This window comes from Streptococcus sp. 29892 (assembly GCF_032594935.1).
GTDB classification, from domain to species: Bacteria; Bacillota; Bacilli; order Lactobacillales; family Streptococcaceae; genus Streptococcus; species Streptococcus hyiners.
In genome coordinates, this window is record NZ_CP118734.1 from 499,395 (window position 1) to 525,711 (window position 26,317).

A 26,317-nucleotide genomic window follows, 5' to 3' on the forward strand; every position below is an offset into this window, starting at 1 on the left:
GTAAAAGTTACTGACGAGTTGTTTATTAGTAGCGTAGGCTAGTAAAAAGGGACTTTCTGGCAATAAATAACAAAAACGATAGAAAATGCTTGCAATTCTGCTACAATTTGATAGAATAGTAAGGTAAAGTTAGACCGTATTGCCTACTGTCTATCTATAAAATATATTTTATTGGAGGCTTTTACCAAAATGGCAAAAGAAAAATACGATCGTAGTAAACCACACGTTAACATTGGTACAATTGGACACGTTGACCACGGTAAAACTACTTTGACTGCAGCTATCACAACTGTATTGGCACGTCGCTTGCCTTCATCAGTTAACCAACCTAAAGACTATGCGTCTATCGATGCTGCTCCAGAAGAGCGCGAGCGCGGTATCACAATCAACACTGCACACGTTGAGTACGAAACTGAAAAACGTCACTACGCTCACATCGACGCTCCAGGACACGCGGACTACGTTAAAAACATGATCACTGGTGCCGCTCAGATGGACGGTGCGATCCTTGTAGTAGCTTCTACTGACGGTCCAATGCCACAAACTCGTGAGCACATCCTTCTTTCACGTCAGGTTGGTGTTAAACACCTTATCGTCTTCATGAACAAAGTTGACTTGGTAGACGACGAAGAATTGCTTGAGTTGGTTGAAATGGAAATCCGTGACCTTCTTTCAGAATACGATTTCCCAGGTGACGATCTTCCAGTTATCCAAGGTTCAGCTCTTAAAGCCCTTGAAGGTGACGCTAAATACGAAGACATCGTTATGGAATTGATGAACACTGTTGATGAGTACATTCCAGAACCAGAACGCGACACTGACAAACCATTGTTGCTTCCAGTCGAGGACGTATTCTCAATCACTGGTCGTGGTACTGTAGCTTCAGGACGTATCGACCGTGGTACAGTTCGTGTCAACGACGAAATCGAAATCGTTGGTCTTCAAGAAGAAAAATCTAAAGCAGTTGTTACTGGTGTTGAAATGTTCCGTAAACAACTTGACGAAGGTCTTGCCGGCGATAACGTTGGTGTGCTTCTTCGTGGTGTTCAACGTGATGAAATCGAACGTGGTCAAGTTATCTCTAAACCAGGTTCTATCAACCCACACACTAAATTCAAAGGTGAAGTTTACATCCTTACTAAAGAAGAAGGTGGACGTCACACTCCATTCTTCGACAACTACCGTCCACAGTTCTACTTCCGTACAACTGACGTAACTGGTTCAATCAAATTGCCAGAAGGTACTGAAATGGTAATGCCTGGTGATAACGTTACTATCGACGTTGAATTGATCCACCCAATCGCCGTTGAACAAGGTACTACATTCTCTATCCGTGAAGGTGGACGTACTGTTGGTTCAGGTATGGTTACAGAAATCGAAGCTTAATTCGATTGAGTTCCCAGAAATAACAATTATAGTCAGACAACTAAATTGTAACTCTCTACTTTTGGGTAGAGAGTTTTTCTGTAACAAATACCTAGACTATTTCTAGCTTCTATCAATAATATAGTATATATTTTTGTTTTGTAGTTTTCTGATTCTAAATATGCTTAAAGAGGAGTGTTTTCCGTGTCCAAGTTTATGAAATATCGATAAATCCTTGGAAAATTAGTATGAGAGGCTTTTATTATGATTATTATTTTCGGAAATACCATCTGATTATGAGTAGGTATGATACAATAAATTGAAGGGAGATATATTATGAAAAAAATACGTTTTTATTTTATATTATTGTATAGTTTTTGCAGCCTTTCCCTATTTTCTTCACATATGATCTTCGCTTTAGATAGTCAGTCGGAAACAGTAAGAGAGAGTCTTGCTATTTACAGATTATATAATTATGAAAATGGGGAACATCTTTATACGATCGATGCTAACGAGAAAGATGTACTGTATCAGCAACATCATTGGGGCTATGAGGGAGTAGCCTGGTATGCTCCTAGTTCGGGAAATGCTGTTTATCGTTTATATAATCATGGATTGCAAAATCACTTATATACGATGGATTTAAATGAGGTGAAGGAATTGACAACCTATCATGGGTGGCAGTTGGATAATGCTGGGGATCCTGTTTTTTACTCTGGGGGTAGCACACCAATTTACCGTGTTTATAACCCTGGATTACGTGGTTTACATCACTGGACTACTGACTACAATGAATACAGTATCTTGCCAAACCATGGTTGGAAACAAGAGGGTGAGGCATTTTTTGCAGAGAGTTTAGGAAATCCGATACAGACTCAATATGCTTCTAATATCTTATATAATGGTTTTTACTCTTATGTAAGAGGGAAATATGGGTATGTTCCAATTGTTAATAAAAAATATCCTGTAAATAGTCAATATAACCCAGGTGAAAATGCTGAGGCAAAGGCAGCTTTCCTAACTCTGACTAATCAAATGCGTCAGCTTGGATTTTCAATTAGTCATTCTTATAGTGGTTTTAGAAGTTATAGTCTACAGAATTCCCTATATAATAATTATGTTGCTCAGGAGGGACGAGCGGCAGCGGATCGTTATTCTGCCCGTCCTGGATACAGTGAGCATCAAACAGGTTTAGCTTTTGATGTTTTGAATGGTCAAGGGGAGCTTTTGCAGGGAGCAGCAGCTCAATGGTTAGCCGAACATGCTCATGAATATGGTTTTATCGTAAGGTATCTTCCTGAAAAAGAAGCGATAACAGGTTATATGCATGAAGAGTGGCATGTTCGATATGTTGGTAAGGAAGCGGCTGATATTTATCACTCAGGTCTAACACTAGAGGAATATTTTAAGGTTGCAGGTGGAGATTATCAGTAAACAAGAGTAGAAGTCCGTAGTCTCAGTTTGCTAAATGCGGGCTTGGGAATTCCATATTGTACTTTAATCTTTTGAAAAAATATGCTATAATAGGGACTGTAAAAATTTTTAAGAAGAGGTATGTGAAATGTCACGTAAACCAATCATTGCAGGAAACTGGAAAATGAACAAAAATCCTCAAGAAGCACAAGCTTTCGTTGAGGCTATTGCGGGTAAATTGCCTGCTGGCGACAAGATTGAAGCAGCAATCGCAGCTCCAGCTGTAGATTTGAACGCTCTCTTGTGGTTCGCTAAAGATTCTGAATTGAAAGTTGCTGCTCAAAACTGCTACTTTGAAGATGCTGGTGCCTTCACTGGTGAAACTTCTCCAAAAGTATTGGCTGAAATGGGCGTGAACTATGTGGTTATTGGTCACTCAGAACGTCGTGATTACTTCCACGAAACAGATGAAGACATTAACAAAAAAGCACACGCTATCTTCCGTAATGGTTTGACACCAATCATCTGTTGTGGTGAGTCACTTGAAACTTACGAAGCTGGTAAAGCGGTTGAATTCGTAGGTGCTCAAGTTTCTGCAGCTTTGAAAGACTTGACTGCTGAGCAAGTTGCATCACTTGTTATTGCTTATGAGCCAATCTGGGCAATCGGTACTGGTAAATCAGCCACTAAAGATGATGCACAAAACATGTGTAAAGCTGTTCGTGACGTTGTTGCTGCTGACTTTGGTCAAGAAGTGGCAGACAAGGTTCGTGTTCAATACGGTGGTTCTGTAAACCCATCAAACGTTGCTGAATACATGGCTTGTCCAGACGTCGACGGTGCCCTTGTTGGTGGTGCTTCACTTGAAGCTGAAAGCTTCTTGGCATTGTTGAACTTCTAATAAAAGCATGAAAAAAGACATCGGATTTTTAAATCTGATGTCTTTTTTGACTATAATATGTTATTGTAGCACCCATTCTCGCAATGCATGAGCAACACCGCTCTCGTCATTTGATTTGGTGATGTACTTGGCAATTTTCTTGAGTTCTGGATTGCCATTTTCCATGACAACTGGATTACCGACGACTTCAAGCATGGGACGGTCATTTTCTTGGTCGCCGATAGCCATGGTTTGATCCATTGTCAGTCCCAATTTTTCAGCCAATTGGATGATGGCTTGCCCCTTATTAACTGTTTTTGGTGTGATTTCTAAGTAGAATGGTGCGGATTTGGCAACATTGTATTTGTCAGTCAAGCTGGTTGGAAGTTGAGGGATGGCAGCATCAAGAATTTCTGCCTCATCGACCATCATGATTTTGATAATTTCCTTATCAGCCATCTCTTCTGGAGTACGGTAGAAGACAGGGGAGCTGACTAACATGGATTCATAAATGGTATATTTTCCAATATCGCGGTTGGCAGTGTACATACCTTCTTTAGTACTGGCATGCATAGGTAGCTTGAGTTTGCGGGCAGCGAGTTCGATGTCCAGATAATCGTCATAGGTCAAGGTATCTTTGACAATATCTTCACCAGTTGCTGCATCCTGCACCAAACCACCGTTAAAGGTGATGACATAGTCGCCAACCTCGGTTAGATTGAGTTCTTCTAAAATGGCACGAACGCCTGAGATGGGGCGACCTGTGGCAATAACAATTTTTACACCTGCTTTTTTGGCATCCTGAATGGCTGAAAAGACCTCGGGTGTGATTTGGTGTTGGCTATTTAAGAGGGTGCCATCGATGTCGATGGCAACAAGTTTAATGGACATGTTCTTCTCCAGTCGTAAAATGATCGTTATGAATATGGCTGATAAAATCAGTAGTGTGCTGGCTAAAAATACCAGTATCTTCCAGCATTTCTTTTGGGAAATAGAAACGGCTATCACCATGGATGGTTCCAGAAAGAGAGTGGACAATTGGTGATAGGGTGGAAAGTTCGACCTTGGTATCATCCTTGCGATAGATTTCAATCTGTGTCCGTTTCTTCTCGGCATTGGGACGGTAAATATCGTAAGGCAGATCAAAATTATGATGAATAGCTGTATAGTATTCTGGATCAAAGCCGACATCGGCTACCAAACTCCGCAGTTGGTTGAGGTTGTCTTCGTTTTCTGCCTTGAAGGTGATGGATTTGAAGACCTTGCGGTTTATGTAGCGTTGGGCCAGGTCAGATAAGATATGGTCAGGTCCGTCAATCCAAGACTGGAAATAGGTATTCATGACACCATCATCCAGTGCTAGGTAGTCAGAAAGGCTAACACGGTGTTCAAAAAAGGGAACCAGGCGTGGAGAGGTTCGAGCAAAAAAATCTTGTTCGCTCTTATAGAGTAATTTTGCTCGATTGAGCAAATTTTGTAAGAGAACTTCCATGGAGCGACTGGCTGGATGGAAGTAAACCTGCATGTACATTTGGTAGCGACTGAGGACATAGTCTTCAACTGCGTGCATACCTGATTCTTTGAAGGCAATGCCATTTTCTGTAGGACGGATAACTCGTAATATTCTGGTTAGGTCAAATTCACCATAGTTGGTACCTGTAAAGTAGGAATCACGGAGTAGATAGTCCATGCGGTCGACATCAATTTGGCTGGAAATCAGCTGGACAACCTGTTTATTGGGATAGGTATGGTTGATGACGGAGGCAATTTTATCAGGAAAATCGGGAGCTACCTGTTTTAATATTTGATTGACCTCCGTTTCAGGACTGGTGATAATGGCACAGGTCATTTCTTCATGGTCGGTATCGAAGAGGCGCTCAAAGGTATGGGAATAGGCTCCGTGTCCAATATCATGTAAAAGAGCAGCAACCATGGTAATCAGACTTTCCGAGGGGTTCCAGACTTGTGGATATTTCTCCTCAAATTTTTCTGTAATCCTTCGAGCTATTTCATAGACACCAAGGCAGTGCGAAAAGCGGCTATGCTCGCCACCGTGGAAGGTATAGGAAGTGGTCCCTAGTTGCTTGATGCGGCGTAGTCGCTGGAATTCCTTTGTATTGATGAGTTTGTAAATCAATTCATGATCAACATGAACATAGTTATGGACAGGGTCACGAAAAACTTTTTCTATCATAGATTTATTATACCAAAAATCGTTAGAATTTCGGCTTTTTTTCTCATAAAACAAGGATATTGCTATGTACCGAATACTATCTTTTGAGTATAATGGAGGAATGACAAATAAACTTATTTTACATGCTATCCAGTTTATCCTTGTGGGGATGATTGCCTGGATGCTTTACTTGATTGTTAGCTATGCTCGTAAGAATAAGATTTCTTTGAAAGACAGATTTTGGACGGGCTTTGCCATTGGTTATGTAACAGACTTGTTGGATACCTTGGGGATTGGTACCTTTGCAACAACGACAAGTTTGCTGAAGGCGACAAAATTGATAGAGGATGACCGACGGATTCCAGCAACTATGACGACGGCTCACATCATTCCTATCTTGTTGGAGGCCCTGCTCTTTATCACCATTGTAGAAGTAGAAATGATGACCTTGATTTCCCTTGCTATCGCGGCCTTTACAGGTGCTTCAGTTGGTGCCCGTGTGACGCAACATTGGGATACCAAGAAAGTACAGCGGGTCTTGGGGATTTTGCTTATTGTCGCAGCGGGTATTATGGTCTATCGGATGGTGACCAATCCTGGTGCTGACTTGGCCAATGATGTTCGTGGTCTGACAGGTTGGAAGCTGCTTGTTGGGATTGTATTTGACTTTTTTATCGGGATGCTATTGAGTATGGGCTTGGGCAACTACGCACCAGAATTGATTTTCTTCTCCTTGATGGGCATTAGTCCAGCGGTGGCCCTTCCTGTCATGATGCTGAATGCAGCTATGATGTTGTCTGCTGGGGCCAAGCAATTTATCCAATCGGGCCGCGTCAACTGGCCAGGAGTTCCAGGAATTATTGTAGGGGGTGTTTTGGGTGTCTTGACAGCGGCCTTCTTCCTATCTAATTTGGACATCAATAATTTGAAAATCTTAGTTGTCTTTATCGCAGCCTTTACAGGTCTAACCCTGCTTCGTTCATCATTCATTACCAATATTAAAGCATCATAGGAGGTAGCATGAATATTCGTCTACGTAATGAAATTGATTTAGATGGCCATTTGGAAGTGATAGATCAGACTTTCTCAGTAGAGGTGAAGGAAAAAGACGGGAAGCTCTATCTCATCTATCAGAATGATGAGGAAGAAAAAGTTGTCATCAAGTGTGATGAAAACGAACTGGTCATGACACGTTTTTCCAATCCCAAATCTATCATGCGATTTGTGAAGAAACAAGAAGCAATAGTGACTATTCCAACGCCGATGGGGATCCAGCATTTTACAACACAAACCAGCCTGTATCAGTTGAGTGTTGAACAGCAAGAACTAATCCTTCATTATGATTTAAATGGGTTAGAAAATCAGCAGAAATTTGCTAGCTATAAGATGCATATTGAGTGGAAATGAAAAACGTTTTCATAGAAAATATTCTTTGAAATTCCCTAGAAATTTGTTATAATAGTTAGCAAATCGAGGGAGTAGCTAACGGAATTTTCCGTGGTAGTGTCGTCATTCCGAAAATCGTTTCCGGCACTATCTTAAATAGCGAGACTTGTTTTAATAAAACAGGTCTCTTTTTTATTGGTAAAAGATAGGAAAGAGGCCGAAAAGGAGAAGGAAATTGTCAAAAGAACAAAAACGCGATTTGTTTTACACACAAAGCGAAGAGCAAGTATTGTCAAGCATGGAGTCTTCTTTAGACGGTTTGTCTAGCAGTGAAGCTAGCAAACGTCTGGCAGACTATGGTCGTAATGAATTGGATGAGGGTGAGAAACGCACACTCTTGGCTAAATTCTTGGATCAGTTCAAGGACTTGATGATTATCATCTTGATTGCAGCAGCACTCTTGACTGTGATTACTGAGGGTTCTCATGGTTTGACAGATGCTATTATCATCTTGGCTGTAGTTATCTTGAACGCTGCATTTGGTGTTTATCAGGAAGGTCAAGCAGAAGCGGCTATCGAAGCTCTAAAGAACATGTCAAGCCCTGTTGCGCGTGCCCTTCGTGACAGTCACGTAGTCGAGGTTGATTCTAAGGACTTGGTGCCAGGTGACATCGTCTTGCTTGAGGCAGGTGACGTTGTTCCAGCTGATATGCGTTTATTAGAAGCTAACTCCCTCAAAATCGAAGAAGCTGCTCTTACAGGTGAGTCTGTACCTGTTGATAAGGATTTGTCAGCAGTCTTGGCTGAAGATGCTCCAATCGGTGACCGTGTCAACATGGCCTATCAAAACTCTAACGTTACCTACGGACGTGGTCTTGGTGTGGTTACCAACACTGGTATGTACACTGAGGTGGGGCATATCGCAGGCATGCTTGCCAATGCAGATGAAACAGACACTCCATTGAAACAGAACCTGCACCAATTGTCTAAGGTCTTGACCTATGCAGTATTGGTTATCGCAGTGATTACCATGTTGGTATCTGTATTCGTACGTGGTGAAGGTATCTTACCAGCCCTTATGACCTCTGTTGCCCTTGCGGTTGCAGCTATCCCAGAAGGATTGCCTGCTATCGTAACGGTTGTCCTTTCACTTGGTACTCAGGTCTTGGCTAAGCGTAACTCTATCATCCGTAAGTTGCCAGCGGTTGAAACACTTGGTTCGACTGAAATCATTGCATCAGATAAAACTGGTACATTGACTATGAACCAAATGACGGTTGAAAAAGTCTATACAAATGGTCAATTGGTCGATGCAAAAGAAGCCTTGGATGCAAGCAATACAACGCTTCGTGTTATGAATTTTGCCAACGATACAAAAGTTGACCCAACTGGTAAATTGATTGGTGACCCAACTGAAACGGCACTTGTTCAATTTGGTTTGGATCAAAACTTTGATGTTCGTGAAGTCTTGGTTTCTGAGCCTCGTGTAGCTGAGTTGCCATTTGACTCAACGCGTAAATTGATGTCTACCATTCACCAACAAGCTGCTGGCAACTTCTTTGTAGCTGTTAAAGGTGCACCAGACCAGTTGCTCAAACGTGTGACACAAATTGAAGAAAATGGTACTGTTCGTCCGATTACCGATGCGGATAAACAAGCCATTCTTGCAACTAACAAAGAGTTGGCAAAACAAGCACTTCGTGTTTTGATGATGGCTTACAAATATGTGGATGCTATTCCTGAATTGGAGTCTGAGATTGTTGAAAATAATCTTGTCTTCTCAGGTTTGGTTGGTATGATTGACCCTGAACGTCCAGAAGCAGCAGAAGCTGTTCGTGTTGCCAAAGAAGCGGGTATCCGTCCAATCATGATTACAGGTGACCACCAAGATACAGCAGAAGCAATTGCCAAACGTCTTGGTATCATTGATCCGAATGATACAGAAGACCATGTATTTACTGGTGCGGAGCTCAATGAGTTGACAGATGAAGAGTTCCAAAAAGTCTTCAAACAATACTCAGTTTATGCGCGTGTATCTCCAGAACACAAGGTTCGTATCGTCAAGGCTTGGCAAAATGATGGTAAGGTTGTTGCCATGACTGGTGACGGTGTGAACGATGCACCATCACTTAAGACAGCCGACATCGGAATCGGTATGGGTATCACAGGTACGGAAGTTTCTAAAGGTGCATCTGATATGGTCCTTGCTGATGATAACTTCGCAACCATTATCGTAGCGGTTGAAGAAGGACGTAAGGTCTTCTCTAACATTCAAAAAACAATCCAATATCTCTTGTCAGCTAACACGGCTGAGGTATTGTGTATCTTCCTTGCAACCCTCTTTGGATGGGATGTATTGGAACCAGTTCATCTCCTTTGGATCAACTTGGTAACAGATACTCTTCCAGCTATCGCTCTTGGTGTTGAGCCTGCAGAACCAGGTGTCATGCACCACAAACCTCGTGGACGTAACTCAAGCTTCTTCTCAGGTGGTGTCTTGAGCTCTATCGTCTACCAAGGTATCCTTCAAACAATTCTTGTGTTGGGTGTTTATGGTTTTGCTCTTCTTTATCCAGAGCATGCTGGTGACGACCATGCCATCCACGCAGATGCTCTTACAATGGCTTACTTGACGCTTGGATTGATCCAGTTGGTACATGCCTTTAACGTCAAGTCTGTTTACCAATCAATCTTCACAGTTGGTCCGTTCAAGAATAAACTCTTTAACTGGTCTATCGTGGCTGCCTTCTTACTCTTGATGGCAACCTTGGTTATTCCAGGCTTCAATACCTTCTTCAAGGTATCTATCTTGACCCCAACTCAATGGTTGGTAGCTGTTATCGGTTCTGGCCTCATGGTTGTCGTTGTTGAAATTGTTAAATTTGTTCAACGTAAGTTGGGCTTGGATGAAAAGGCTATCTAATATAGTTATTCAGCTTATCTTTTATTACTTCGTTAACTCGCCTTGCCGTACTTCAGTACAGCCTGCGCCTCGTTGCCTTGTACTAAAAGCAAACTGAAGACTATATCATTTGAAAAAGCTCAGATTTAGTGGTCTGAGCTTTTTTCTGTACTGATAAGGTATTTTGGGAAGATTACTTGTCCCAACAAAGTAATGGCTAGTGCTAGTATGAAGAGGATGGTTTTGACAAGAGTTGGTAAGTTAAATAGTAAGGCGATTGGTACAATTGCCAAGCTGAAATAGTAGAGAATGAAGTATTTGCTGTTTTCCACTATTTGGACCCTATCGCCTTCTTTAACATGAATGGCTGACTTTTTATCCCCTCGAACGCTTAGTGTAACAGATGGTTGTGTAATTGGTAGGCTTAAAATTTTTCCTTGAGTAACTGTCCCAGCAATTTTTCCATCTACCAGAAGTGGAAGTCTTTGGGAGGATAGTTGCTTGATAGGTTTTGGATAATGAATAATAACTCTCATAAGAACCTCCTTATAATCTAGTTTCATTATAGCAAAAAAAGAAAAAATGTAAACGATTTCTGTCGCTGTTTTCCCCTTCAGGCTTGCTTGAAGAATAAGAAACTGCTATAATTTCTGTGAGTGAGGGATCTATATGAATTATTTACAAAATTATGTGTTTAGTAAGAGTAGTTATTTACCATCTGATAAGTTAATTCTGCTTCAGAAAGAACTAGAGGATTTGGACGAGGGAGCTTTGAATGCGCTGATGATGGTTGAATTGCGCCAGCCAGTGATTGCCCTTATCTTAGCCATCTTTTTTGGTGAGTTTGGCATAGACCGTTTTTATATTGGGGACAAGCGGATGGGATCGGCCAAGTTGATTGCTTTTGGTGTGTCTTTTGTGACCCTTTTTATTCTCATTGGTATTCTCTTGTTTATGGGCTTATATGTGTGGAAATTCATTGACTGTTTTTTGATTATGAAGGCCTGTAAGGAGGCTAACTACCAACGGCTCATGGCTCAAATTCAACAGTTCAAAGCCTTTCAGTATGGCAATCGGACATTTTCCTAATAGAATGGGGAGGGAGGTTTTTTCAAAACCTTCTTTTCTTCATTTCTTGTAAACTACTTGTAACAAGACCTGTGTATTGTCACAAAAGTGACATTTTTCATGTCCGTATTTGTGCTATAATGGTAAAATATGCTAGAAAGGGGGAGTTTTTATGCAGACTAGAAAAATGAGTATTCTTTTATTTCTAACCTACCTCCTTTTATTGACCTGGATGATTGTCTTTAAGATGGACTTGTCCATCCTGTACGGTCGGTATGATTTAGCCCAGTTCAATCTCATCCCTCTGGCAGGGACAGCCGTTTATAATGGGATTTTGAATTTTCCAGAAATTTTCTTTAATATTATTAGTTTCATTCCTTTTGGAATTTACATGGAAATCTTGTTTCGTAAGGCATCTTGGGTTTCCAATCTTATGCTGATTTTGTTGGTCAGTCTTCTATTTGAAGTGACCCAATATGTGCTTTTGTTAGGGATTGCAGATATAACAGACTTGTTGGCCAATGGTTTGGGCGGTGCAATTGGCATCAATGTCATGTATGTATTGACGAGTGTTTGGCGTGAGAAAGCCTACGAGCGCATGAATGTCTTTTGCTTGGTTTTAACAACTTTTGTTATATTAACAACTTATTTCCTTGTGTAATTCTTGCCAAAGATGAGAACTTTTTGTTAAAATGAATAGAATGAATATCAAAGAAGAGATTATCAAGCTCTCTCAGGAAATAGGGATTTCTAAGATTGGTTTTACCACGGCAGATGATTTTGATTATCTGGAAAAATCCCTTAGGGCGAGCCAGGAAGAGGGGCGGTCGTCAGGATTTGAACACAAGAATATTGAAGAACGTATTCGTCCCAAGCTGTCTTTGCAGTCGGCTAAAACCATTATTTCTATAGCAGTAGCCTATCCGCGACACTTGCCAGTCAAACCAGAAAAAACGCAGTTTAAACGTGGGAAAATTACACCTAGTTCTTGGGGACTGGATTACCACTACATCTTACAAGATAAGATGGAACGGTTGGCCCGTGGGATTGAGCAATTGACGGATGGTTTGGAATATAAGGCCATGGTAGATACGGGAGCCTTGGTGGATACTGCCGTTGCTAGAAGAGCAGGAATTGGTTTTATTGGTAAGAATGGTCTGGTGATTTCTAAGGAATTTGGCTCCTATATGTTCTTAGGAGAGTTAGTAACTAATCTAGAAATCGAACCAGATCAGCCAGTCGACTACGACTGTGGGGACTGTAATCGTTGTGTTGCAGCCTGTCCGACGTCTTGTTTATTAGGGGATACGACCATGAATGCCCGTCGTTGTCTGTCTTTTCAGACCCAGGATAAGGGCATGATGGACTTAGAATTTCGCAAGAAAATCAAGACGGTTATCTATGGTTGTGATATTTGCCAGATTTGTTGTCCTTACAATAAAGGAATTTCCAGTCCACCTGTGGTAGAGATCGATCCAGATTTGGCAGAACCAGAGTTAATTCCCTTTTTAGATTTGTCGAATGGACAGTTCAAGGAAAAATTTGGCATGATTGCTGGTTCTTGGAGGGGAAAAAATATTCTCCAGCGCAATGCCATCATTGCCTTGGCCAATAGCAATGACCGCTCTGCCATTCCCAAACTCTTAGAAATCATCGATAAGAAACAAAATCCTGTCCATATGGCGACGGCTATCTGGGCTTTGGGACAGTTGGTGAAAGAGCCTAATGATGAGATGATAGATTTTATCGCAGGCATTCAATCAGATAACGCAGATGTCATAGCGGAGCAGACAGCATTTCTCAACTTGGTAAATAGACTACAAATGTGATATAATACAAAGATAAATAAAAAATGAGGTGTATATGGATACAGCAGAAATTCGCCAAAAGATTGAAGAACTTGGCAAAAAATTAACGTCTTTTAGGGGGTCTCTTTGACTTAGAAGGTCTGGAAGAAGAGATTGCCATTCTTGAAAATAAGATGACCGAGCCAGATTTTTGGAATGATAATTTGGCGGCACAAAAGACTTCCCAAGAATTAAATGAATTAAAAAATACCTACGGAAATTTCCATCAGATGTTGGATTTATATGATGAATCTGAAATTCTTTTGGATTTCCTAGCAGAAGATGAGTCGGTACGGGATGAGTTGGTCGAGAAGTTGGCGGAATTGGATAAGTCCATGACTGCCTATGAAATGACCTTGCTCTTGTCAGAACCCTATGACCACAATAATGCCATCTTGGAAATTCATCCAGGTTCGGGTGGTACTGAGGCTCAGGACTGGGGAGAAATGTTGCTTCGGATGTATCAGCGTTTTGGTAATGCCAAAGGTTTTACAGTAGAAACTTTGGATTATCAAGCTGGAGATGAAGCAGGTATTAAGTCAGTAACCCTTAGCTTTACAGGTCCAAATGCTTATGGTTTGCTCAAGTCTGAAATGGGTGTTCATCGCTTGGTGCGTATCTCACCTTTTGACTCAGCTAAACGCCGTCACACATCCTTTACTTCAGTGGAAGTTATGCCAGAATTGGATGATACCATTGAAATCGAAATCAGAGATGATGAGGTCAAGATGGACACCTTCCGTTCCGGTGGTGCTGGTGGACAGAACGTCAACAAGGTATCGACAGGTGTTCGTTTGACCCATATTCCGACAGGTATTGTGACCCAGTCAACTGTTGACCGGACCCAGTATGGCAACCGTGATCGAGCTATGAAACTCTTGCAGGCTAAATTGTATCAATTGGAGCAGGAGAAGAAAGCAGCGGAGGTTGACTCACTCAAGGGAGATAAAAAAGAGATTACTTGGGGCAGTCAGATACGTTCCTATGTCTTTACGCCGTACACAATGGTTAAAGACCACCGGACAGGCTTTGAGGTAGCTCAGGTTGATAAGGTGATGGACGGTGATTTGGATGGCTTTATCGATGCTTACTTAAAATGGCGAATTAGCTAAAATCTAAAGAAAGGACTGTCTTAGACAGAATATCCTATGAGAATTATTGAAATGAAGAACGTTTCCAAGAAATATGGAAACGGAACGACGGCCCTTCGAGGAGTGTCCGTCAATGTTGAGGCTGGAGAGTTTGCCTATATTGTAGGTCCTTCAGGTGCAGGTAAGTCAACCTTTATCAAACTGTTATACCGTGAAGAAAAGCTTGATAAGGGTAGCTTGACAGTTGGGAAATTTGACCTGGCTAAAATCAAGAAGAGAGATGTCCCTTTGCTCCGTCGTAGTGTCGGAGTCGTTTTCCAGGACTATAAACTCTTACCGAAAAAGACTGTGTTTGAAAATATTGCCTATGCTATGGAAGTTATCGGCGAAAAACCACGCAATATTAAAAAACGTGTTATGGAAGTCTTGGACTTGGTTGGTTTGAAGCATAAGATTCGTTCCTTCCCAAATGAATTATCTGGTGGTGAGCAACAGCGTATCGCCATTGCCCGTGCTATTGTCAACAATCCGAAAGTACTGATTGCTGATGAGCCGACTGGTAACTTGGACCCAGAAAATTCCTGGGAAATTATGAACCTCTTGGAGCGGATCAATTTGCAAGGGACAACCGTTCTGATGGCGACCCACAATAGTCAGATTGTAAATACCCTCCGCCACCGCGTTATCGCGATCGAAGACGGTCGAGTGGTACGGGATGAAGAACAAGGAGAGTATGGATACGATGATTAGACGATTTTTTAGGCACTTTATTGAGTCACTCAAGAGTTTGAAGCGAAATGGCTGGATGACTGTTGCGGCTATTTCTTCAGTAACCATCACATTGGCTATGGTTGGTTTATTTGCTTCTGTTATTCTCAATACTGCTAAACTGGCTTCTGATTTGGAACACAATGTTCGTATCAATGTTTACTTACGGGCCAATTCAACAGATCAGGCTGAAACGATTGTCAATGAGGCTGGTGAAACAGTAGCCAACCCTGATTTTAATAAGGTTTACAACCAAATCACAGCCCTTCCAAATGTGCAAACCGTTACTTACTCAAGTAAGGATGAACAGTTGAAAAAGTTGACCGACACTCTTGGTGAAACCTGGAATCTCTTCCAAGGAGATGCTAACCCGCTTTACGATGCCTATATCATTGATACGACTGAGCCTCAGTACGTAAAATCGGTTGCGGCAGAAGTTGCAAAAATTGACGGTGTTACAGAAGTCCGTGATGGCGAGGTGGAAACGGAGCGTATCTTCAAATTGGCTTCAATGGTTCGTACATGGGGTCTGGTAGCGACAGGCTTACTACTGTTTACAGCTGTATTCTTAATTTCTAACACCATTCGGATTACCATTATTTCTCGTAGCCGTGAAATTCAGATTATGCGCTTGGTTGGTGCAAAGAACAGCTATATCCGTGGTCCCTTTCTTTGGGAAGGAGCATGGGTAGGTTTACTTGGAGCTATTATTCCATCTGCCTTGGTCTATTTCTTATATCAGATGGTCTATAATTCTGTTAATGCTAGTCTTGCTAGTCAAGATCTATACTTGATTAGTCTAGATATTTTCATTCCAAGCATGGTTGGAGCCCTATTTGTTATCGGTATCCTCATTGGTTCGGTTGGTTCCGTTATTTCCATGAACCGTTATTTGAAAATCTAATAACTATAAAAAGGTCCGCGCTCTTGCTAGTGGCGGACCATATTTTTTTAAATTATGCATACGAGTGGTGAGAAGGGGAATCCATTTCTTCTTTGCTTGTGCAGTTATAGGAATATTTTATTGTATTAGTTGGCGCGGGTCATCTGTAGTGTTGTTAACTAAAAGCTAGGAAGAACTTTCAGGATTGAGGGGGTGCTTTTTTAAATAAGTGTTGACAAATAGATAAAATATGGTAAACTAATAAAGTACTGCTGGTTTAGCTCAGTCGGTAGAGCGCATCCATGGTAAGGATGAGGTCGCCGGTTCAATCCCGGCAACTAGCATAAAATAACCAGAAAAACCCTTGAAACACAAGGGTTTTTGTTATGTCTGCCCCAAATCTGCCCCAAATGTAATAAATCCCTTGACATAAAGGTTTATTATGTTAGAATAGGGCTTAGAAAAAAGAAAGGAGTAAAACAAATGAACACACAACTTGTCCTTCAGCAAGCTATTTTTTATCATACACTCCTTTCTAAGCAGGAAAACAGGGCTCATTGAAAGACTTTTGAAGTTTTCGTGGGCCTACTCTGGAATAGTGGGAAAGTCAAGCATGTCTTATCATGGTCAGGTGGGCTTTTCAGAGCTATTCGAGAGTTGGTCTATTTTTGTGGACTGAGCCATGCCTAGGTGGAGTGATAGACACCTAGGCTTTTTTGTGCTTAGAAAGGAATAGTTTTAACTTAAAGGAGAAATATGTTTAAATTGATATTTGATTACGTCAAACAACACAAGTGGCTCTACTTGCTGGTTGTTGTGACCTTGATTATTTACGATATCACCCTATTGATACCAACGCAGATTATTCAGAGGATGGTGGATACGCTGACCAAGAATGGCTTGACTGAGCAGATTTTGGTTCAAGAAATGGGCCTCTTGCTTTTGGTGACCTTTCTCAATTATGGGATGGGTTTTATCTGGCATCTTAAGCTTTTTCAGGCCTCGGTCAATTTCAAATTTGATATGCAGCAACGAGCCTTTAAAAAGATGGTGACTATGCGAACACCTTTTTATGAAAAATTTCGGTCTGGGGATGTCATGACCAGATTTTCTACGGATGTTGATGGCCTGATGGAGATGGTCGGCTATGGGCTCATGATTGTGGTCTATTCCGGTGGTATGTTGGCATTTATCATTCCTACCATGCTTTTGATTGACTGGAAGATTTCCTTCCTGGCTATCTTACCGATGATTTTTATGGCAGTTGCTTTCTTTTTCATTGGTCGCAAGCAGGATTTGGCTATTGATGCCAACCGTGAGGCAGTTGCACAGCTCAATAATGAGGTCTTGGAAGTTGTCGAGGGTATTCGTGTAACCCGAGCCTATAGCAAAAAGGCAACTCAAAAGGGGCAGTTTCAGGCTCGAACCAAGGAATTGGCGGATGGTGGGGACCGGATTACTACACTACAATCCCTTTATAACCCCTTGGCTACGGTCGGTCTGGGTTTGTCGACTATCCTGGTCTTGGTACTTGGAGCAGGGGCAGTCAAGTCTGGTCAGCTCAGTCTGGGGCAGGTCATCGCCCTGCAACTCTATGTCAGTTCCCTCCTAGAGCCTTTCTGGACCCTGGCGGATTTCATACTAGTTTATCAGACAGGTAAGACTTCATTTGAAAAACTGCAGGAGCTGATTGAAACAGGAGATGACTTGGAAGTGGATGGCTCGGTAGAAATAGCCGAGCTGGATAGTATTTCTTTCAAGAACTACAGCTTTAGCTATCCTCAGTCGGACCGTCCGAGTTTGCAGGAGATTAACTGGACCTTGAAAGCCGGTCAGACAGTCGGGATTGTTGGGAAAACGGGTTCCGGCAAGACCAGTCTGGTTAGACAATTGTTACGTCAGTATCCAGTTGGGCAGGGTGAGTTTCTTGTTAATCATCAGTCTGTCCTTGACTTCAAACGCTCAAGCCTGGAGCAAAAAATTGGCTATGTTCCCCAAGAACACATTCTCTTTTCAAAATCTGTTGGGGAAAATATTGCCTTTGGTAAGCGTGACAGTAGTTTGGAAGAAATTGAAGCGGCTATCGCAACCGCAGCCTTTAGCCAGGACTTGGAGCGGATGAGTCATGGACTGGACACCATGATTGGCGAGCGGGGTGTGTCTATTTCTGGTGGTCAGAAACAACGGATTTCTATTGCGCGTGCCTTTTTACGAGAGCCAGACTTGCTTATTTTAGACGATTCCCTATCAGCAGTCGATGCTCGAACAGAAGGTCAGATTATCCAAAATATCCAGAAAGAACGTGCAGGCAAGACCAATGTCATTGTGACCCACCGCCTGTCTGCTGTCAACCATGCTGACTGGGTGCTAGTCATGGACGAAGGTCGCATTGTAGAAGAAGGCCGACCGGCCGACCTGCTAGCCCAAGAAGGCTGGTACTATGAACAATACCAGCGCCAACAAAGTCAGGAAGGAGGAGAATAATGAAGGTTTTAGGATTTTTATTGAAGCAAATTGGTCGCGTTAAGTGGCTCTTTACGTTTGCTGTTATCTGTTACTTAGCAGCTTCTAGCCTCTTGCGTTTTGCACCTCTCATTATTCAAAAAGCCATTGATGGACCTTTACGGGCCTTGAGTGAAGGCCGACCCTTCCATGAAGCCCTTTTCTTACAAATGGCAAGTCAATATGTGGCCATGATTTTCTTGGGTGCACTTGGCTATTACCTTTCCATGCGGATCTTGATGCACTCTGCCAATAGGATCGCAGAGTATTTGCGCAACCAGGCCTATGATGTTATGCAGTGTTTGCCCATTTCTTATTTTGATGATAAACCTGCCGGTAAGATTGCCACTCGTATTGTTAACGATACTGAAACCTTGCGCAATCAGTTTTACGGTACTCTTGTTAATGTCTTTAATAGTTTTATTCGCTTGCTTCTTACCTACGGGATTGTTTTCTACATCAATCCTAGTCTAGGTTTTGCTCTCTTGCTACTAATTCCAGTCTTTATCGGTATTCAATTTATCTATAAAAAGTTGACCGATAAGCCTATGAAGGATTTTTACGATGCTCGAAGTGAGGTCAATACTCAGGTCAATGAAACCATGAATGGTGCTAGTTTGATCCAGCTCTATGGTCAGGAAGAGAGAGTGCTAGCTGAGTTTGAAGCGACAGCAGATAAGATGCGCCTTGCAGATAACCAGATTATCTGGGCCCAATCCAGCTCGACATGGACCTTGACGGAGTTTCTGAAATTTCTGGTTGTGACAGGGATTTTAACCATTATTGGCTATCAATTCTTACAAGGTCAATCGAGCTTGTCACCGGGTAAATTATTTGTGTATATTGATTATATTGAAGGGATTTTTGTGTCCCTTGGTGCCTTGGTCAAGCAGTTTCCCAATCTCCTTCGGTCGATTGAAACAGGTAAGAGGTTGATGGGCTTGCTGGAAGAAGAAACGGAATCCGATAGTAGTGCTGAATTGACGGTGACAGATGGTCAGGTGGTCTTTGACCAAGTGACCTTTGCCTACGAAGTTGGCAAGCCTATTCTCAAGGACATCTCCATTCAGGCTGACAAGGGAGAAACCATTGCTCTGGTGGGCCACACAGGATCAGGCAAGTCCTCCATTATGAACCTCCTCTACCGTTTCTATGATCCTCAGGAGGGTCAGGTTTTGATTGATGGGAAAAACATCCGTGATTATTCCCGTGAGAGCCTGCGCAGTCACATGGGGATTGTTCTTCAGGAACCCTATCTCTTCACTGGGACCATCGCTAGCAACGTGGCTATGGATAAGGAGAAGATGGATAGACAGGCAGTCATAGAGGCCTTGGAAAAAGTTGGAGCAGGTCCAATGCTTGCTCGCCTGGAACAAGGTATCGATGAACCAGTATTTGAAAAGGGGTCAACCTTCTCAAGCGGTGAACGTCAATTGATTGCCTTTGCCCGCACCCTTTACTCCAATCCCCAAATCTTGATTTTGGATGAGGCGACTTCCCATATCGATACGGAAACGGAAGAAATTATCCAGCACGCTATGGAAGTGGTCAAGGAAGGGCGGACCACCTTTATCATCGCCCATCGTCTGTCTACTATTCAAAATGCAGACCAGATTTTGGTCTTGGACCAAGGTCGTATTATTGAACGTGGCAAACATGAGGAGCTGCTTTCCTTGGGCGGTGTTTATGCACAGATGCATGAGATACAGGCTAGGGTGTAGGCACAATCATCAAAAGTGGTTTGTAACTAATGATATCTTAGAAAGGAGAGACAGTGACTTCACTAGAAGTTGCTGTCTTTTGTCTTTCTAAAGACTATCTAATGTTTAATTTGTATAAAAATCGCTATATTGAGCATATGTACAATATGGAATATAAATAATATATTGAATAAGAATAAGGTCTTTCATTTTTTTGTTTATAGGTTGTGGCTTGCGAAGTTTCAAGAGAGGAGGCTAGATGATTGCTAATAAGATATGAAGGAAGACAAAGAAAAAGTTGTGTCATGTAGATAGAGAGGAGATACCATGAGGAGTAAAGATAAAAAGTTTTTAGATAAGCACATTCAGTATGCTATTCGTAAGACCTGTCTAGGAGTAGGTTCTGTAGCAATTTCAATGTTTTTAACAGGTGTATGCTTGCCGACACAGGAAGTAGGTGCTGAGGAGGTTGAAATCAGTAGCCTCACACTAGAGAATGAGAATAAGCTAGTTACTGCTGAAGAGGCTGGCCAAGCGACGAGTAGCGTAGAGCCAGTGGAAGAAGAAAGACTTATTGTTGAAGCTACAAGTCACTTAGCCAACCAATCACTTTCGGCTGTTACCAGTGGAGAGAGGGCAGGAAATGAAGAAATGCTAGAAAATAGCCAGCCTCTTCTAGATAAGGAAGACTTGAATGTAACCAGCAATCTAGCTTTGGAAGAGGCGGAAGTTAGACCATCTGAGGACTTGCCTAATGTTTTTGAAAAATTTACTGCGTCAGAGAGCCAAGTAAGACCTTTTAAGCCTCAGAATATAAAAGTTGATTTAGATAAACTCCTTGATTGGCAACCTGAAACAGATATCTATTCAGAAATTGCTAAGTCTGCTGTCCCGCTTGCGGAACGTGTTAAGGGACAGGCAACCAATCCTCTAGCTAATCCTGATGCAAAGGTTCAATCTTTGGCCTACCTTTCTTCCAGTAGTGCAGGAAATTCATCGGTAGGTGGTGGAGATCAGGGATTGGGGGTCTATGCTTTTGATAACTGGCAGTATTTGGATTCTATGGTTTTTTGGGATGGTTTGGTTCCCAATCCAGATGTCATTGATGCTGCCCATAGAAACGGTGTCCCAATTTATGGAACTATTTTCCATAATTGGTCAGCTTCTGAAAGTGATAGACAGGTTGTTCGCTATGTATTACAAGAGGATGCACCGCAATCAAGCACCTTTCCAGTTGCTAGAAAATTGGTCGATATTGCAAATTACTATGGTTTTGATGGCTATTTTATTAACCAAGAAACCAATATGTCCCGTGGCAAACAGTGGTCGGATAGTTATATAGATTTTATGCATTATGCTAAATCCTATGCGAAAGAAATTGGTTTACAAACATTTGATTTTGCTTGGTATGATGCCATGAGTTCTACAGGGGGCCGTTATCATGGAAATGCAGTGGATGAACGGAACAAGGTCTTTATGCAAGGTGATTCTGAGGGCGATGTCGCTGTGGATGATTTCTTCGTTAACTTTAATTGGGACAAGAATCACATTGATACCACTGTAGAAACTTTGAACAAAATTGGTCGAAGTCCTTTTGATGCCTATGCAGGTCTTGAATTACAAAAAGGTGGTTCATATAATACCTATTATTCTAAAAAAGCCTTAGTAGATGAAGAAGGGAAAGCTAGGGTTTCTTTGGGTTTGTTTGTCCCAGATACGATTATGGGAATTGCCAAAGATGGTGTTGATTTCCATAAGCATGAACAGATTTTCTGGACAGGGCCAAATGGTGATCCTACTACCTCTGATGACACGACTTTTTGGTCTGGCATATCACGTTATGTAGTGGAAAAAACTCCGATAGTTGGTGAAAATTTCCATACTAATTTTAATACAGGTCATGGGAAATACTGGTTTGTTGACGGTGTGAAAAATAAGAACCTTCCTTGGAATTCTCGTTCCGTGCAACAGATTATGCCAACGTGGCGATGGTGGATTCGTTCAGATAAAGCTAGTGTGGAAGGGAACTATGACTTTGAAGATGCCTATCATTCAGGGACTTCTTTGAAATTCACGGGTCAAATGCAAGAAAATAGCCGTTCAGATATCATGCTATATGCCATGGATTTGGATGTGACGGCTAATTCTCTCTTAAATGTTGTCAGCAAGGGACATCCAGGTATGACAGCTGAAATTGGATTGGCAACCAGTAAGGACCATGCAGAGGAGAACACTGTTTACTTTGGTTTACAGCCTGGGGAAGATTGGACAAAGAGTTCGATATCTTTATCTTCTTTAGCTACTAAGAAAATATATGGCTTGAAATTGCGATTATCGTCCGAACAATCTATTGAGGACATGGCTTTCAATTTAGGTTCACTGTCCATAGGAAATTCGACCTTGGTCCTTGCTGCACCGAGTGATATAAGAATCGAAGCCAGTAATTTAGCCAATGCTCAAGAGGGCGAAGTTATCATTTCTTATAAAGGAGTTGAGGGGGCTGATTATTATGAAATCTATCAAGACATTGATGGTGAGTGGGAAATCGTCAACGCTACCTCGTCGACAGTAGCCTATCTTCCGACTTTACGACGTTCGGCTCGAGCAGAAGGTAGCAGTCAGAGATTGAAAGTTGTAGCAGTAGCTAAAAATGGCACTCGTTCCACTGGGCACATCACAAATTTTGATTGGAAGTTGCAAGTGGACGATACAACTTTCCCTACTCCGCCAGCAGAGAATATTGTGCTAGGCGCTAAAATAACCTATTCGTCTGCTGGAAGTAATTCAGAGGGACCTCAAAACCTCTTGTCAGGAACTATCAATAATACTGCAGACAAGTGGTATTCTGATCGTTATCAGGATCATGTGGATATTGAATTGACACAGCCTAGAAGGGTGGCAAGATGGATTGTTGACCATGCAGGGGCTGGTGGTGAAGCTGTTCAAGATGGCTCTATGAATACCCATACTTTTGATTTACAGTATAAAGATATGGAAACTGGTGAGTGGAAACTAGCCCACCAAGTTGTTGGGAATAAGGATCATGTAACAGATATTATTTTAAGAGAACCTATCAGAGCTTTAGAATGGCGCCTAAATGTGACTAAGCGTGATAATGGTACACCTTGGGGAGGAATCCGTATCTATAACTGGAAGATGTATGAAACAGTCGTGAATGAAACTGAAAATCTTCCAATGAATAGGGGGCTAGTAGAACATATTTCAGATGGTCTTTATGCAGCTTCTTTCAAAGATGTTCCCGCTCATACGACAATTTACCTTTATTCAGATAAAGAGGGCAATCACGAGCTTGCTCAGGGACAAGCAGACCAATCAGGTCACTTGGTTTTCAAACAGCTAGGTTTAAAAGGTTCTAAGGGAATGCTTTATTATCGCGCTAAAGCTGCTGGAAAAGAGTTGTCGAATATCTTGGCCTTGCCATTTGAAGCTAGTAATCGTAAGATTGTTGCGACCAATTTGGCACTAGGAAAAGATTTTCAATTCCGTTATCATTTAGGTGAAGCTTTGAATCTCACAGATGGATTCATTGAAGTCACAAGTTTTGTAGATGGTCAATCTAGAGTTGAGAAAGTCCCTCTCTCTAATGGACTAGTAGAACTGACTACTTTTGAAACGGATACAGCAGGACTGAAAGAAGTAGGGGTTCGATTTAATGGTCAAGATACAGGACAGTTTTTACGATTCTCAGTGATTGCCGAAGATACTACAATTCCTGACAGAACGCTTGTCAATATAGGTGTGAAAAAACTAGCTCGTTCGACTTATCTGAGAGGGCAGGAGCTGGAGCTAGATAAGAGTAGTTTGGAACTGGTCTATGATAATGGTCAGATTGAGGAGAAGCAGTTTGATGATACAGTAAGCGTATTTGGGTATGATGCGATGAAATTTGGACCTCAAACCCTAACAATTTCTTACAAGGGACTTCGTACACAAGCGGTTGTCAGTGTGGAGGAGTTGAATTATCAGATGCTAGATCAGGGAGAGGCAACCTTACAGTCTATGAAAGGAGAACCGAACTTCGCTCTTTTGTCAGATGAGGAGCAAAAAGGTTTGGTAGAATTTTTAGCTGAGATTGCTGCCTTCAAGTTGCGAGATGATAGTGTCCAAGATGATATTGGATTACTGACCCAGCTGACTAATGACGCTATTTCAACTTATCGGCAGTTATTGGATAAGGTAGTTGTAGTAAAAGAGGATAGTAGTTCGGTGACTTCTCAGGCAGATTCTCCAAAAGAATTAGTGTCTGGTCCTCAGGAACCAGTAGCTCCATCTGTGGTCGAGAACATGGACAAGCCAACTATTTCCGAGGTTGAGAAAGAAGAACTTGAAGAATTAGTTGATCACAGTTCACAAGTAGAAGAAAGTTTGGTTGAGCAACCAGGTGCTCCTCTTACTATTTCTGAGTATCTCCCTAGTCCAAATCCAGCTTTCGAATTGCAAGAAGTGAATACAGGAGTCCGTGTCTTGTTTGAGGAGGGTGAAAATAAGCAGATTGTTTCTTTGAGAGTGCGACATATGGAAACAAATCATATCCATACTCCGCAGGTTTTATCAGATGAAGATTATGATTTGTTCGATATTCAGTTATTGGATCAAGACGGAAATCCTGTACAAAATGTAAAAGAAGCTCTGGTTCTGTTACCGATTGATGAGGGCAAGGAGGTATTGCGTGTTAGTTATCTTCCAAATTCCACTCAAGAGGAGAAACTCGATTTTACAGAAACAATTGCTTTTGATGAGAATGGGCGAGCATATAAGGCAGTTGCTTTTGTTGCGAAACATTTCAGTGAATACTTGGTTGTATATAGAAGCATCAGTGCTGTAGGAACTGGTTTGACAAGTTCCCCGAATCCAGAATTTCCTATCGAAGAACTCTTACAGACACAGGTTGAAAAAATGGATGGATTATTGGTACTGGATAAAGAGGGCGGCCAAATTCTTAATAAGAACCCATCGGTCACCAGTCTTGCATTTCAGGATATGGGAGAGGTTCTTAAACCAGTCATCTTTGAACATACAGAGGTGCCTGTGGCAGAAGGACCGCTTCTAACCACCAATAAAGTCGAAGAAAGGAGTTCTTTGACCACTTCCAAACAATTACCGAATACGGGTTCTGAAGTAAGTTCTGGACTGATTTGTATAGGGCTAGTAGGCTTACTTGGTGCAGGCATTTTGCGTAAAAAAGAAAGATAATCTCAAGGACAGATTGGAGTGTGGGCTTTTGGCTACCTTCTCCAATCTGTTTATCCTATATTCATTTTTTATAGGATGGATAAATAATATATATTAGTAAGGATCTTCTTTTTCTGATAGGATAGGAGTAACTCGTTTAAACTTGTTACAATCAGTCATCATATCTATCACGGAGGTCCAATATGAAAAGAAGTTTAGTCCAAGTCCCCCTAGCCCTTTCAGGTCTGCTACTGGCTCTGGTAGCTTTGGCCAATCTATTAGCTCCAGTTCATCCCCTTATCAAGCCTAGTTTACAAGCTCTTGCCCTACTGGGTTATAGTATTTTGTTTTCCAGAATTTTTGCTGTCTGGTCAAAAACTAGGACTGAGCTAGGTCAGCCCATTGTTGCTTCTTGTTTTGCTACACTTTTTATGGGCTTGTTATTGCTGACAGCTAGTCTTTCTCCTCTACCTTTGGGAATTGGTAAAGGAATTTGGTTGACTCTGGTTTTGCTTTACGGTGCCTATATCGTCTATTTCTCCTATCGGTTTATCGTTCCAAGAAGGTTGGAGTTGGTTTTTCCAAGCTGGTTTATCGTCTATGTAGGCTTTGCCATGGCTGGGGTGACTGCTCCAGTCTATCAAGCCTTTAGACTGGGATGGTTTTCTCTGATTTTTGCGGGTATTTCCTTTGCTATCTTGTTGCCAGTTGTTGTGTATCGTTTGCTGCGTGTTAAATTGGTTCAGGCTCAGTTTCCCCTGCTAGCTATTTTTGCAGCTCCGACTGCCCTGCTTTTAACTGCCTATCTTCAATTGGCAGAGCAGGTAGATTTGCGCTTGCTTGTGTTTTTGTTAGTCCTGTCCCAATCCTTCTATCTAACAGTGGTTCTCTCGCTCAGACGATTGACCAAAAATGGTTTTAGTCCTCTCTTTGCAGCCTTTACTTTTCCGCTTGTCAGCTCTGCTATTTCCCTAAAACTGACCCTAGGGAAGTTGGTGGGACTTCAATCCCTCCTGTCATTTGTCTTGCAAGTGGAGATCATCCTGGCGACGCTTGTGATTGCGGGAGTAGCTTTTCTGTATGTCAATCACCTGTCAAGAGAGTTAGTCAGTGCTTGGTCCTCGGCTGAGGAGAGTGTGTAGGTCT

The 26,317-nt window shown here is 41.9% G+C and carries 18 protein-coding genes, 1 tRNA gene and 2 pseudogenes; 18 read left to right on the top strand and 3 right to left on the bottom strand.

Annotated features, from left to right (window positions below; all coding sequences use genetic code 11):
* Positions 1-189: 189 nt before the first annotated feature.
* The 4 genes and pseudogenes from tuf to tpiA all read left to right on the top strand — a co-directional run bounded on the left by tuf (position 190) and on the right by tpiA (position 3,679).
* Complete coding sequence (tuf, locus tag PW220_RS02690) at positions 190-1,386, top strand: elongation factor Tu (RefSeq protein WP_024531546.1); 1,197 nt, start codon at positions 190-192, stop codon at positions 1,384-1,386.
* 384 nt (positions 1,387-1,770) lie between these two features.
* Positions 1,771-2,154, top strand: a pseudogene (locus PW220_RS02695) (C39 family peptidase); the annotation flags it as partial.
* An 84-nt stretch (positions 2,155-2,238) separates the two neighbouring features.
* Positions 2,239-2,799 (top strand): annotated as a pseudogene (gene ldcB, locus PW220_RS02700) (LD-carboxypeptidase LdcB/DacB); the annotation flags it as partial.
* Between the two features lie 127 nt (positions 2,800-2,926).
* A complete protein-coding gene (gene tpiA, locus PW220_RS02705; RefSeq protein WP_004298713.1) occupies positions 2,927-3,679 on the top strand; it encodes a triose-phosphate isomerase in 753 nt (250 codons plus the stop codon).
* Between the two features lie 60 nt (positions 3,680-3,739).
* Here the strand turns inward: tpiA and yidA are convergent, their stop codons facing one another.
* Positions 3,740-4,549, bottom strand: coding sequence for a sugar-phosphatase (gene yidA / locus PW220_RS02710; protein ID WP_248054740.1), 810 nt, complete (start codon positions 4,547-4,549; stop codon positions 3,740-3,742).
* Positions 4,539-5,852 (bottom strand): HD domain-containing protein, encoded by a 1,314-nt coding sequence (locus PW220_RS02715; RefSeq protein WP_248045220.1) that lies wholly within the window; start codon positions 5,850-5,852, stop codon positions 4,539-4,541. Before PW220_RS02715 ends, yidA begins: the two co-directional genes overlap by 11 nt.
* 100 nt (positions 5,853-5,952) lie before the next feature.
* Here PW220_RS02715 and PW220_RS02720 point away from each other — a divergent pair, with 100 nt between their 5' ends.
* From PW220_RS02720 to PW220_RS02730, 3 genes are all read left to right on the top strand, one after another.
* On the top strand, positions 5,953-6,843 hold the full coding sequence (locus PW220_RS02720; RefSeq protein ID WP_248054738.1) for a sulfite exporter TauE/SafE family protein: 891 nt from the start codon (positions 5,953-5,955) through the stop codon (positions 6,841-6,843).
* Between the two features lie 8 nt (positions 6,844-6,851).
* Positions 6,852-7,238 carry a YwiB family protein gene (locus PW220_RS02725; protein ID WP_105118720.1) on the top strand — a complete coding sequence of 129 codons (387 nt, stop codon included), beginning with the start codon at positions 6,852-6,854 and terminating at the stop codon, positions 7,236-7,238.
* Between the two features lie 214 nt (positions 7,239-7,452).
* A complete protein-coding gene (locus tag PW220_RS02730; protein ID WP_248054737.1) occupies positions 7,453-10,140 on the top strand; it encodes a cation-translocating P-type ATPase in 2,688 nt (895 codons plus the stop codon).
* A gap of 125 nt (positions 10,141-10,265) precedes the next feature.
* Here the strand turns inward: PW220_RS02730 and PW220_RS02735 are convergent, their stop codons facing one another.
* The gene (locus PW220_RS02735; RefSeq protein WP_248054735.1) at positions 10,266-10,655 is read right to left on the bottom strand and encodes a hypothetical protein; all 390 of its coding nucleotides are present in this window, start codon (positions 10,653-10,655) and stop codon (positions 10,266-10,268) included.
* Between the two features lie 133 nt (positions 10,656-10,788).
* Between PW220_RS02735 and PW220_RS02740 the strand changes: the two genes are divergently transcribed.
* The 11 genes from PW220_RS02740 (at position 10,789) to PW220_RS02790 (ending at position 26,313) form a co-directional block, all read left to right on the top strand.
* The gene (locus PW220_RS02740; protein WP_248054733.1) at positions 10,789-11,208 is read left to right on the top strand and encodes a TM2 domain-containing protein; all 420 of its coding nucleotides are present in this window, start codon (positions 10,789-10,791) and stop codon (positions 11,206-11,208) included.
* Positions 11,209-11,359: 151 nt separating this feature from the next.
* Complete coding sequence (locus PW220_RS02745) at positions 11,360-11,848, top strand: VanZ family protein (protein WP_248054731.1); 489 nt, start codon at positions 11,360-11,362, stop codon at positions 11,846-11,848.
* Between the two features lie 40 nt (positions 11,849-11,888).
* A complete protein-coding gene (gene queG, locus PW220_RS02750) occupies positions 11,889-13,016 on the top strand; it encodes a tRNA epoxyqueuosine(34) reductase QueG (protein ID WP_172050716.1) in 1,128 nt (375 codons plus the stop codon).
* Positions 13,017-13,050: 34 nt separating this feature from the next.
* Positions 13,051-14,146 (top strand): peptide chain release factor 2 gene (prfB, locus tag PW220_RS02755; protein ID WP_105107351.1). Its coding sequence is split into 2 segments (ribosomal slippage): positions 13,051-13,122 and positions 13,124-14,146, totalling 1,095 coding nucleotides; the frame shifts between segments, so codons are not numbered across the junction.
* 36 nt (positions 14,147-14,182) lie between these two features.
* Positions 14,183-14,875 carry a cell division ATP-binding protein FtsE gene (gene ftsE, locus PW220_RS02760; protein ID WP_105114296.1) on the top strand — a complete coding sequence of 231 codons (693 nt, stop codon included), beginning with the start codon at positions 14,183-14,185 and terminating at the stop codon, positions 14,873-14,875.
* Positions 14,868-15,797 (top strand): permease-like cell division protein FtsX, encoded by a 930-nt coding sequence (gene ftsX / locus PW220_RS02765; protein WP_248054729.1) that lies wholly within the window; start codon positions 14,868-14,870, stop codon positions 15,795-15,797. Before ftsE ends, ftsX begins: the two co-directional genes overlap by 8 nt.
* Before the next feature lie 250 nt (positions 15,798-16,047).
* Positions 16,048-16,120: transfer RNA gene (locus PW220_RS02770), tRNA-Thr, on the top strand.
* 412 nt (positions 16,121-16,532) lie between these two features.
* Complete coding sequence (locus tag PW220_RS02775) at positions 16,533-18,260, top strand: ABC transporter ATP-binding protein (protein ID WP_248054727.1); 1,728 nt, start codon at positions 16,533-16,535, stop codon at positions 18,258-18,260.
* Positions 18,260-19,999 carry an ABC transporter ATP-binding protein gene (locus tag PW220_RS02780; RefSeq protein WP_248054725.1) on the top strand — a complete coding sequence of 580 codons (1,740 nt, stop codon included), beginning with the start codon at positions 18,260-18,262 and terminating at the stop codon, positions 19,997-19,999. Before PW220_RS02775 ends, PW220_RS02780 begins: the two co-directional genes overlap by 1 nt.
* Before the next feature lie 306 nt (positions 20,000-20,305).
* On the top strand, positions 20,306-25,192 hold the full coding sequence (locus tag PW220_RS02785) for an endo-beta-N-acetylglucosaminidase (RefSeq protein ID WP_248054723.1): 4,887 nt from the start codon (positions 20,306-20,308) through the stop codon (positions 25,190-25,192).
* A 182-nt stretch (positions 25,193-25,374) separates the two neighbouring features.
* The gene (locus tag PW220_RS02790; RefSeq protein WP_248054722.1) at positions 25,375-26,313 is read left to right on the top strand and encodes a TDT family transporter; all 939 of its coding nucleotides are present in this window, start codon (positions 25,375-25,377) and stop codon (positions 26,311-26,313) included.
* Positions 26,314-26,317: the final 4 nt, after the last annotated feature.